At 43.1% G+C, this 11,656-nt stretch carries 11 protein-coding genes; all 11 read right to left on the bottom strand.

The features are described from left to right. Position 1 precedes the first annotated feature (1 nt). The 11 genes from EZ437_RS13755 to EZ437_RS13715 are packed head-to-tail and all read right to left on the bottom strand — an operon-like array spanning position 2 to position 11,636. Complete coding sequence (locus tag EZ437_RS13755) at positions 2-2,704, bottom strand: tail fiber domain-containing protein (protein ID WP_131596576.1); 2,703 nt, start codon at positions 2,702-2,704, stop codon at positions 2-4. Positions 2,705-2,724: 20 nt separating this feature from the next. Further along, entirely contained in the window at positions 2,725-6,681 is a 3,957-nt protein-coding gene (locus EZ437_RS13750; protein WP_131596575.1) for a baseplate J/gp47 family protein, read from the bottom strand. Positions 6,682-6,693: 12 nt separating this feature from the next. Continuing rightward, a complete protein-coding gene (locus EZ437_RS13745; RefSeq protein WP_131596574.1) occupies positions 6,694-7,128 on the bottom strand; it encodes a hypothetical protein in 435 nt (144 codons plus the stop codon). A gap of 24 nt (positions 7,129-7,152) precedes the next feature. Next, positions 7,153-7,560 carry a GPW/gp25 family protein gene (locus tag EZ437_RS13740; protein ID WP_131596573.1) on the bottom strand — a complete coding sequence of 136 codons (408 nt, stop codon included), beginning with the start codon at positions 7,558-7,560 and terminating at the stop codon, positions 7,153-7,155. Between the two features lie 16 nt (positions 7,561-7,576). Continuing rightward, the gene (locus EZ437_RS21615) at positions 7,577-7,735 is read right to left on the bottom strand and encodes a hypothetical protein (protein ID WP_165500412.1); all 159 of its coding nucleotides are present in this window, start codon (positions 7,733-7,735) and stop codon (positions 7,577-7,579) included. Between the two features lie 11 nt (positions 7,736-7,746). After that, complete coding sequence (gene vgrG, locus EZ437_RS13735; RefSeq protein WP_131596572.1) at positions 7,747-9,399, bottom strand: type VI secretion system tip protein VgrG; 1,653 nt, start codon at positions 9,397-9,399, stop codon at positions 7,747-7,749. Continuing rightward, positions 9,396-10,088 carry a CIS tube protein gene (locus tag EZ437_RS13730; RefSeq protein ID WP_131596571.1) on the bottom strand — a complete coding sequence of 231 codons (693 nt, stop codon included), beginning with the start codon at positions 10,086-10,088 and terminating at the stop codon, positions 9,396-9,398. The genes vgrG and EZ437_RS13730 overlap by 4 nt, the downstream gene beginning before the upstream one ends. Before the next feature lies 1 nt (position 10,089). Further along, a complete protein-coding gene (locus EZ437_RS21610) occupies positions 10,090-10,266 on the bottom strand; it encodes a DUF5908 family protein (RefSeq protein ID WP_165500411.1) in 177 nt (58 codons plus the stop codon). A 1-nt stretch (position 10,267) separates the two neighbouring features. Further along, positions 10,268-10,726: a phage tail protein gene (locus EZ437_RS13725; RefSeq protein WP_131596570.1), complete on the bottom strand. Its 459-nt coding sequence runs from the start codon at positions 10,724-10,726 to the stop codon at positions 10,268-10,270. 2 nt (positions 10,727-10,728) lie between these two features. Then, positions 10,729-11,157, bottom strand: a complete 429-nt coding sequence (locus tag EZ437_RS13720) for a phage tail protein (RefSeq protein ID WP_131596569.1) — start codon at positions 11,155-11,157, stop codon at positions 10,729-10,731. 5 nt (positions 11,158-11,162) lie between these two features. Beyond that, complete coding sequence (locus tag EZ437_RS13715) at positions 11,163-11,636, bottom strand: phage tail protein (RefSeq protein WP_131596568.1); 474 nt, start codon at positions 11,634-11,636, stop codon at positions 11,163-11,165. Between the last annotated feature and the right edge of the window lie 20 nt (positions 11,637-11,656).

Raw genomic sequence — 11,656 nt, 5'->3', positions numbered from 1 at the left:
GCTAACTTTTCAGACCCGCTAAGTATCTATCCAATCGGCTTACAACATCACTCAGCTGATTCTTAAGTTCTTCATTCTCCTTAGCCAGTTGTTGTGTGGCACTCAGGTTAAGCAGAAATATCCGGTTATATTCGATAGACTTAAAATCGTCAACCTGTTTTCCATAAATTACAACATCGTTCTGATACTCATCAGCCATGCCTTGTACGCTAAAACTGCTGTCATCTACCAGGGTTATCATTTTCTCTTTTTCACCTGCCTGTGTATGAATTTTCACAACATCACCATCACTAAGCAGGTGTGGTTGTGCCATGCTGAAACTAACAACACCATCCTCCTCGATTACGGATATCGGTGCTGATAAGATACCGGGTACAAAATCTTTACGGGTAACAACCGCTTCCGGAAAAATGGTCTCTACTTGCTGGGCTATTAAACCTTTTACAAGCTTATCACCAAAATTTAGGGGATCAATATGCCGGTAATCAGCAATATTCAGACTTTTCAGGATATTTAAACTGGCAGACCCATCACACGAAACGATGTCTTTTTTAATTCGGATGTCGGATGCGGTAGGAAAAGTACCCTTCACAATAAGGGACTTTTCAATAGTAACGTCGTTACTATTTGAAGCAATTACAATAGCCGCATTGTATGTTCTACTGGACTGTCCGTTATATCCACAATCGCCAATGCTAAAATGATAACCATCATTAACCATCATTCCATAGGTGCGGCTAAGACTACCATTGTACTTGCTCAATAGTAATTGTCCACTACTCACTGTTTTATTGTCGTTTCCAATTTGTAATATGGGTCCTACATCTGTACTGCTTTTTTTGTAAACTTCATTTGTACCGATACCAACATTCCTGTTGACATCTATGATCATGCTCATAGTAGCACCACCATATTCGGCCTCATCTTCTTTGGTGTTAAAAAATGCTATCGGGGCCTGTCTGGCTGCGATACGTATCCATCTTTCCTTTATAGTAGAGTAAAGGCCGAGATCGGTATGACCGCTTACAGCGTCGTCTTCTGTAGCGGCAACAAATCTTATTCCACCATTATTTTTTAAATTAATACCGTTTCCTCCCGAAACCTTGCCTTTAACAATTAATGATTGCGGCACGTTTACATTTCTTTTATTCCAATCAATGGTTAATGCAGGAGTGTAAATACGTGTTCCCTCCGAGTTTCCATAATCGCCTATGCTGAACGCAAAATTTTCATCTAATCCCACTTTAAACGAGCGCGTTGCACCATCAGTTTTATGCTTGGTTAGGATAAGCTGGCCTGAATTATCACCGTCGTTATCATTCCCTATCTGTAAAACAGGGTCGGTTCCCGACTTAATAACTTCGAAGGATGTACCGTTACCAATCCCCACATTGCCGCTGGCATCAATAACCAGGCTTGTTTTACCTTCGCCAATTGTCTCTCCACTCTTATTATTGAAGAATGCAATAGCGGCCTGGTTGACAGCAAAGCGCATGTTGTGTTTTTCTATAGTAGAGTATAAGCCAAGGTCAAAACAACCAACTAAACTAATTGAATTATCAGCACTGGCCCTGAAGACAATCTTGCCATCGCCAGTTAAACTTAAGCCGCTACCTACATTAAGCTTGTTAGGGATGGTTACATTCCGGCTATTGTAGTTAATTAATAACCCAGGACTGTAAACCCGTGGGCTAACAACGGATGTGCCAAAATCACCGATACTAAAATTAAAATCAGCATCTAAGCCCATCTTGAACGAGCGGCTGCCAGTATGTCCCCGGCTTAATATTAACTCACCTATACTATCGCCACGTACATCACTTCCAATTTGCAAAACCGGGCCGGTACCTGCATTAAGAATATCGTCTGTCCCCACACCAACATTGCGGCTTTTATCTATCAGCAGGCTTGGAAATACGCCATACTCGACTTCATCCTGCTTATTATTGAAAAATTTTATCGGTCCCTGATTGGTCGCAATACGTATCCACCTGTCCTTTATCGTAGAATAAAGGCCCAGATCTGCAATGCCGTTCGCCGTATCGTCATCACCCTCAGCAATCAATCTTATTGCACCGGCATCTTTTAAATTAATACCTTGCTCCGCCACAGCTTTACCTTTTATAAATAGCGATTTCGGAATGGTCACTTCTTGTTTACTCCAACCAATAGTTAAGGCCGGGGTATATTTCAGATCACCAGAATTACCAAAATCTCCCAAGGTAAAATCACAGTTGTCATCCAATCCCATTTTAAACGAGCGGGTACCACCATTAGGGACATGCTTACTTAATATCAACTGACCCGAACTGGCGCCTTCGGCATCACTACCTATTTGTAAGAAAGGCCCTATCATACCGGGCACTTTTTTCACAGCAGCATTCCCGATGCCGATATTACCGGTATCCTCGCTTATAAATAAGCGGCTATTACCATTCTGGGTATAGAAATTTAACCCCGGACTTGCACCTGCAGGGTTTAAATTGGTATTCCAAGCTGGCTTTTTGGCATCAAACGATTTATAGAACGAAAACACTTCCTGCGTATCTCCACCCGTTACAATAGCTAACGGATCGCCGGGGCTTTTTTTAAGTCCGTCATCAATTTGATTGATACCCGAATCGATCATATCAGCAAAATCGGCTTCGGTAGGCACACTGTTTGTTTTAAACTGTGCTTTGATGTCATCTTTCCTCTTTATCATTTTATTGTCGGTTAATAAGATTATCGGGTAGGTTTAGGTATAATAAAATCGTTTTCAATTTCCATATAGCCAATGCCCGCCATCAGATCTGGCGCGTATTCATCGTCTTTAAGTAAAATTATATCATGGCTTGGTGCCGATATCAACACCATATCCGGGTCGGCGGCGGTTAATGGTTTAAAAGTATCTCCAGCAATGCTTTGCGAAAGGCGGATAGTTGCAACATGATCAACATACGGAAGCTTGGCTATAAAGTTCACAATAGCGTTATTGTAAACTGTACCTCCAATAATGATATCGGCATTGCTATCATAAGCCCATGGCGACAGGAATTTTTTGAGGTCTTCTTCCAGTTTCACCTGGTAAAATTTTTCCCTGTAACCCTTTTTTATCCGCACGCCGGTTCGCACTTCCAGCATCACATAAACCGGATTGCGTACGGTTACGCTTACAAATGGCGGTATGCGTTCTTCCAGATATTGGGCTATTTGCAACAATACATCCGATGATACTTTGGGCTGAAACTGATCGAACGCGAATTTACCCTTCCTATTAGGCAGCACTATAATATTCACATTCCCGATATCATCAGATGCGTTTGCCAAAAAATTGCCCGGCATACACTTCACCTTATAAATCTCAGGGAATTGGGCCAGTATCAGCCGCTCATAGTCCCATAGGGTTAGTGCACGGTTCTTATGCCTTAAACGCTCACTTACACGCACATAGAACATTCCGTCAGTTTCCTCGGGATTACCATTGGCTGATGCGAAAGGCTGCGCTATTTTCTTTATCCCCGGCACGGCATCCACCGTCTTTTTTAGGTTCTCAGGCTCAAGCAGCCCCGTAAAATGGCTTGGTGCATTATTGTGGTCAACAAATATGGCCTGAACACCCTGAGTAATAATATCAATCGTATCCGGAATTGCAGTGGTGTTCTGCGCTATGGAGGCCTTTAACCAGTACAGGTTTTCGTGAAGCAGGTTATTGGAATTGCTGATATCATCCGGAATGTTAAATTCAATGATGCCGGTGTTAAGCAAACCCCGGGTAGTATCCGTTACTATGCCCGCAACGCCGAACCTGGTCCATTGGTCATCTTTTAAATAACTCCAGGTAATGGTGGGCTGTGGCAGGTCAGGATTAGCTGTGCCTTCTGCCATTTGAAATAATATGGATAGATTTTGCTGTTTGGCCAAACCGCTTAAACCGATGTACAATTCACCGGCGTTGGTATAAGTTGGTACCAGGGTAGCATTGCTATTAAGCCCAACATCACATGCAGCAAAGCCAAATGTACCGACATTTAAGAACTGACCACCAGGTGCTGTTTGCCCTGGCAATAGCTCAAATGATGACGAATACCCTGCAGTAAATTGCTTTAATTTGGGGACATAGGGAGTATTCAGGTTAAAAGCCTTTATATTGTCAGTATCATAAGCCTGGGCCTGTTTTGCCAATAACTTAGGATATGCTGCCTGGTTAAAATCCGTTACCAGCTCCAACCGGAAATAACGTTTCCAGTTAATAACGTCCTCGGCCGTATTCAGTTCACCGGCAGGTATATGATTATAATCCTCAGGCAAAGCTCTTGCATCGTTGGCTCCAAAGAGTTTAATAGTCTTGAGACTTACCGGCCTGTCATTGGTCACTACATCCAGATCAGCTGCAAAATAGTCGTTCCCTGTTATTTCTTTGTTCGACCCGTTTAGTTCATTGTTATACACCTTGCGATAATCTGCATAATAGGCCTTAAAATCGCTGGGCGCATTCATCCATTCAAAATTCAGATTTAACGAATCAATAGCTTTACCGGCCAGTTCAGGATGTGAAAAATAAAACCGGTTGCCTGGTTGCGGTGTAGGCCCAAACGGCTCAAAGGGTGTTTTCGGGTTTAACGTACCAAAATCGTTTTGAAGGCTTAACGCTTTTATTCCTGTTACGGTTACAACTGCTTTTATCTTTTCAATTTGCAGATGGTGTAATTGCTGGTACCAATTGATCAAGCCATAAGCATTGTTTACTTTTTTAGTATTACTTAATACCATAGCCAGCACCGGACCGTTCTGCAAGTTTAGCAATCCGTTCGGGAGTGCCAGTGCCAGGGTATCCAAGGGTTTTAGCACAGCAAAACTTAGCTGTATATGTAATGTATTCAGGTAAACATCACTTGCTTTATATTTTGTTATACCCGCTTGGGCCGATGTGTTTGTGATAACGGTTATTCCAACATTGGTAGGGCTGTTGACGGTATCAATACGATAAACGGTTCCATCAGTCCAGATGATGTAATTACCTACATCCTGTGTTGGCTCAAAATATGGCTTTCGGGTACTTATTGTACCCTTTTTATTCAGGGTAGCGCCTGTAAGATCAGTACCCAGATCTGTTGCTATGTAGTCCTTCAGCTGAATGTCTTTACCAGTGATTTCGTTCCAACCACCGTCAGCACCGATAAAAAACCTGAATGGTGGCGATATGGTACGCTGTGCGTCAAACGCTTTTTTCAAGTTGGCTGCCCTTAATTCGTCTATTTGCATCAACGACAGGTACAGGTCGACGCTGCGCTCCCCTTCGGATAACGCAAATTGTGGTGATGAAATTGCGAAACCAATTGCCGTGTTGGTATCGATGATAGTCCCACCTGTCTTGCCAAACGTTTGAAAACGGCCAACTTCTGTCGCTTTTACGTCACGAGTGATCGAAATATCACGCCATAAGGTAACAGGTGGCACTTCGGGAGCGATACCCTTCTTCTGCAGGGCATTATCCAATATCCCATACACCATCATCCAATCGGTATCTTCAACCGAAGGCTTTTTTGAAATGCCGGCGAGCTTGTCAAATTCGACAACGGTTAACTGCAGCATCCTGATATAGCCTATAGCCCTGGATTTTAAAACGGAATCAGAATTGGCTGCGTCATCGTTTATTTTATCAAGGTTTTCTTCGGTTACTGCTTTCCCATCATAGGCAGGTAAAGTAGTGTCATTGCTTAGCGCAAGTATCAGCAACCCGAATACGGACGATGGATCGTTCGCTGTTAAACGCTTTTTATGCAGCAACCTCAGCCTGTACGCTGCGTTTAGTAGCGCTAAAACTTTTGTTTGATCAGGCTTCACCGTTTTATTTTTAACCAAATCAACAACCAATGCAAGACTGTCAGGGGTTAACTGATACTTTAATGCTTCGCTGCTGATCAGCGCCGTATTTATAGTTTGGTCTTCATTAAAAAATACATCGGCGTCAAAATTATCATAATTGAGTGCTATATTCAGCATCTCCTTTATTGATGCCTGCACATCATCCTTACTCCATTTTTCGCCCAGACTTATGGATCGCTTGTCAACAAAAACGGTTTTAATATTCGCTACAGCCGACTTGGTTAATAGCGTATCTTTTTGTGTTTGGTAGATCAGGTCCTTCCCTTCGCTATCCTTTCCTGCCATTAGGCGGGTACCTTTTTCGAATAACAGAGTATCGAGGTCATCACCTAACTCAACAATAATATTAACCACATCCGGCACCGGTCTTTTTTTGTTTAAGCTTAATAGCTCGTGATAATACAGGTCAAGGTGCTGTTTTGTGAATTGGTTAAGCTGCGTTTTAATATTGCCAAGCAGCTTTAAAAAAGTAATAAAAAGCGCCAGATGCGGGTTAGAAAATAGCTTATCCTTCTCAGGATGACCGGCAAACGCCTCCGGATCATCAGCGTACTGAAGTACATTGGCCAGCCATTGGTCTGCATCGGCCGACCCTGGCCTGGCACTTAAAAAGCCCCCCCAATCGCCGCTAATTTTGTTATCGATATTATAAAAGCGAAGGTACCTGGCAAATTCTTTGGCAAAAACCACAAAATCAGCCAAGCCACGTTCTTCTATATTGATATAGGCCGGGTCGAGCTCACTAGCAAGGCGCTGCGACTGGCTGATGCCGTCACGGTAAACAAGCTTTTGCGGTTTTAAGTGTCCAATCATCTTTGTGTACTGTTAATCAGCTTTTACTTTCGTATTAGTCGTTATAAAATTACCCTGCCCGGAGTACGAACTTGTACTATCTGGCTGCGGGGGCGCCGGCGCAACGCTGGGATCCTTTGCCGGGCTCTGCACTTCAAATTTTGCGGTAAACTGCCCGCCTTTTAGTATAATTCCCTTCCCGGAGTCTTTTACGTTTTTGCTGGTTTGGTCACCCCCCAGGGCATCAATTTTCAATGTTCCGATTCCCGGAATAATGTACTGAGGTGTCGTGTACATACAACCCGGCACCTCTACCTTCTTCTCGTCGCCTTCGAGGCAGATCTTCTTCCCATTAATGGTAGATTTACCCGTACCCGACAGTTTGCCTGGCCCAACAAGAACTATAGCCGCGCCAAATGCGGTCATAAACATGGCTTGATCGCCGTCTATAATCACCAGGTCAGACATATTTGTAGTTCAATTTAAGTGGGTTCATTTGTTAGCTTCATTAATACAGAACGGATATACCAGGTTATACCTGTTGTTAGTTGCCATAATGGTATACTCAACGGATATTAACAACAAGCCTGCCTCATCAGTCCCCCTGGTAATATTTACATTTTCGGTTTTTATACGAGGCTCGTTGTTCAGGATGGCGTCGCTGATACTGCCTTGCAAAGTATTGATCAGGCTCTGCCCAATTTCCTCAAACAAATAATTCGACAGATCGCAACCGTACTCCGGAAACATAACCCGCTCCCTCAATGAGGTCGCCAATAAAATACACAGGCTTTGCTGAATATCCGTCTCACCTGAAACCATTTCTACTTCAGCGCCGGCCGAAAAGAACTCAGGGGGGAAACCCCATCCTCTGCCCAAAAATGCATCGTTATTTGTCATTTGTGTCTTTTAACGATCAATCAGTTGCGTTACTGCCTGTTGCTGCCAACTGCTCTTTGGCTTGCTCCTGAATTTTTGCTATCAATTCCATAACCTGCACGTATGGCAGGTTTCCTAAAGCACCGAGCATGGTGTTTATTTCGATAATAGTAAGTTTTAATGTGATCTCTTCCATTTTATGTTGATTTATTCTAAGTCGATTTTTGAACCTTTAATGGTTATATTTTTAGCTGATATACTGATATCCTCTTTAGCTGTAATTATGATATTCTTTTTGCTCTCCATCGATATTCCAGCCTCACTTAACTTGATGTTATTACCGGTCACATCATTTATTTCGATAGACTTGTTGCCTTCGTCCAACAGTATCTTGTTGTTATCCGATGTTTGAATGAGCACTGTTTTCTTTTCGTCGTCAAACAATATCTTTATGCCTGACTTGGTAATTAATCCCTTACGGGGGTTTTTATCTTCCCGTAAAATAGCAGGTGGTATTTTTGAGCCATATACCGAGCCTAATATTACCGGATGCCGGGGGTCATCGTTCAAAAAGCCCAATATGACCTCATCGTTTTCTTCGGGCCAAAAAAACAGTCCATGTTTATCGCCACCATCTAAAGTGGCCATACGCGCCCATAACATTTTAACAGTCCCGTCGATTCCGGGCATCTTTACTTTAACCCGCGCTTGCTTTTCAGGGTCAGCTTCAAATTTTTGTACAATACCGATCTGCAAACCATTTACACCGGGTAAAAGCCCCGCGGCTGGGGTATCGGTAAGCGTAACCGCTGATGAAAACCAATTTGCCGAAAGGCCGAACTGTACCGTCGTGTACCAGCCATCAGCTGTAACGGTTTGCTTTACCCCTGTTACCAAATTTTTACCCGAAAACTTTTTCCCTACACCCTTTAACTCAAACAAGTTACCGACAACAACATGTCCTGTACCAGCTATGGTAAAGCTGCCCCGCATCATTGACAGGCGTGTTTTTATCATCCGGCTATCGGCCCAGGCTTTAGCTTCTTTCGCATCAACCGGTACTGCTGTTATTAAATTATCCTCGGCATTACCCAGAGCGGTCGCCATGATACCTGGTTTAAGATTACCCTGCTCAAGTGTAAAATCATCAGCCGCAACGGCTTCAGCCATATCGTTAGTCGCAATATCCCATGTTTTACTGTTGACGGCCGAAAACTGGTCCCGGGCATCAGCCTGCACATCAAAATCAAACACATCCTGTTTGCCAACTTCAAAACTATGGTCTGGCGTGGTATTAAACTTCGGTTTTTTCGCCGAAATTTTGCCGTTTACCGCGTAGACCAGTAAACCATTAACTTCGGCACGACTCAGCATCATATCCCAGTTGGTACTATAATACTGCACGATGCGTTTATGCTCAACTGTAGTTGCATCAATTACACCTGCGGCTGCACCACCATCGGTTATCAATTTACGAATCAATGCATCGTCTGTAATGTTCTCAAAAATCTCACTTTTTTTACTGGTGGTCATTTTCACCGCGCTATCGCTCATTGTTACGTACACCATACAGCCTGAACCCGTTTTTTTTAAGGAGTGTTTCATCACTATGCCTTTAAAAATAACCGGGTTATCTGCAGGCAGGTTCTCGTATTTTAAACTGATCTCTATTTCGTTACCCGGATCAAAAAAACCGGTATCGCTTACCGCATATTTCTGAGTCGCGAAATCACCATCTACCAATACAACTTCTGCATAAGGTATACGGTTCATTTCGTTGGTAACGTCAATGCTAACCAGTTCAAACGCCGGGTCCATCAACTCCGAACCCATTTTTATCGTGGCGGTTACTACACTCATTTTTTTACAGGCGGAAAATAAAGTTCAAGTCCAGGGGGTAAATCACGAAAGTTATCCAGCTTATTAGCTCTGGCTACCTGTATATAATAACTTTCGGAGCCATAAACCTCTTTACAAAGCAATGGCAAAGTATCGTGCGCCCTGACAACCCGCTTGTGGGTCAGATCTGGAGAGCTTTTATTCTCCCTCTTCAGCCTTTCGGTTTCGTCTAATTCGCCGATGAACGAGGTATCCAGTTCGGCGCGTAAGGGTTTGCCTCCTTTATCAAAAAGTGTATAATTAATCTTAACGTTTTGGAGCCTGCATTTAAATATCAGTGTTCCCCATTCAATTTTAAGGTATTTAGGTTCGTGTATGGTCCCATCCATCACCGTTGTCAGTTCCAAAAACTTTCTTATTCTTTTCGAAACGTCCAGATCGGAACGCGCTATCGATAGCAGGTATTCTGTAACCCCTGTACCGTCCATAATCAACTTGAGCGAAAGTTCAGATGGCTTGCTCAACGCGTACTTCAGTTTTCGGCCGCTGGTGTTGATGCCCTGTGATTTGCTGTAAACATTCTCATACGACAAGGAATACGACTCTGGGTTGAACATCACATCAAACGTACCCGAAGAGGTATTTCTTTTCTCGTCGGTATACGCAGTTATCTTTAACTTCTCCAATTTATTTGAGCTGATCAGTGCCATATTACCTGTATCTGTTATTTTCCATTATTTTGATCACTTCCCTTACGCATTGACGAACTATTTCGGCCTGGTCTGTCATGCTTCCTACTTCTTCCGAAGCGTTGTCACTATCGTCCTCTTCAACCGTTTCCGGGACGATGGTGGCCCTTATTACCAATTCTTTAATTTCTACCGGCATTTTAAATTGTTATGGTTTGAAAACGTGTATACGACAGCTCCATAGTTTCTATCTCTACTGTGTTTGCATTGGCATCCAGGTCGCCGAACGACCATTTAACTGGGATCGCCTTTAGGAACATCCAGGCCGAGACCGGGATATTTTTATCATTAAATAGCGTAACCAGCACATTTGAAGGTGAAAACTTGAACAGCGAAAAAGTAGCATTAAAGCTTAAGCTCAACGGCGAGAGGTTCACAATACCACGCTCCAATACCAAATTGTTATAGCTTACGCGTTTTGGTATGCGATGCGTGTACAGGTTCTCCCCCCCTTCGGTCACACTATCCATGGTCATTTCCGCGTGCAGGCCCGATACCTTTTGAAAGCGGATATCCATCATGTTGGGTATCACACCGCTCTCAAAAAAGAAGACACCAAACCGATGGCTTAAAACATGCTTAGGATCTAATAGATTCATCTTTATAAATATTCAATGTTGAGGTCGTGCGCTATCAATTCAATGCTTTCGATGGCTATTTCATTTCCCGATGCGCTGAAAGATGGGGCATCAATTTTCAGGGGCATCGCCTTATCCAGTCTCCATCGGATAACAGCTATTCCCTTTTCGTTACACAGGTCAATAAAAATATCCTTAAATGATTTGTCTTGTAACCACGCATACAATTCTTTCCGGTTAGCTGTTATTCCACGTTTAAGGGTAACCGTAGGCTGATTTTTTTGCGCACGAATTATGGTTGGGCCAAATAAATGGCTCAAACCGTCCTTATATATCACCTTCTCGTAATTTATACTAAGGCCCGATACTTCCGAAAATGATAATGTTTGCGAACCTATCGACACCTTATAATTATAAGCAGGCAGCGGATAACCTGTTGTAGTGGTACTCATCTACCTTATCCGCCAGCCATTTCCAGACTACTCGCCATCAGTTCTATCGATTCGATAGCGATTTCGTTAGATCCCGCATTGAAGCTCGGTGCCGACAGTTTGATCGGGAAAGCATCAATAACTTTCCACCGCACAACAGACTCGCCCTTTTCATCGCATAAATGCACGGTGATATCCTTTTTTATGGCCTGGTTGAGTTGCGTAGCGTTAAGCCAGTTGTATAACGTTGGCATGCTTTTGCCTTTAACAAACCCTTTTTTCATGGTAATGTTAAGCGGTTTGCGGGTACCCGGCATATGCATGATGTTAGGGCCGGCAACGCCCGACCCGGTCGGACTTTCTTTATAGGTAATGGTCTCGAACGATAGTTCCAGACCTGATACTTCCGAAAAGGCGATGGTATCGGTACCGATATCCACCTTATAATTATATACAGGCAAAGGGTATTGTGTCCTGATCTGATCTTGTGATAAAGCCATGATTTAATTTTTATAAATAG

The sequence above is a fragment of the Pedobacter psychroterrae genome, from assembly GCF_004331695.1.
Taxonomy (GTDB): domain Bacteria; phylum Bacteroidota; class Bacteroidia; order Sphingobacteriales; family Sphingobacteriaceae; genus Pedobacter; species Pedobacter psychroterrae.
Note: the sequence above shows the minus strand (reverse complement) of the source record. Positions and strands in the feature narration are given on the sequence as shown.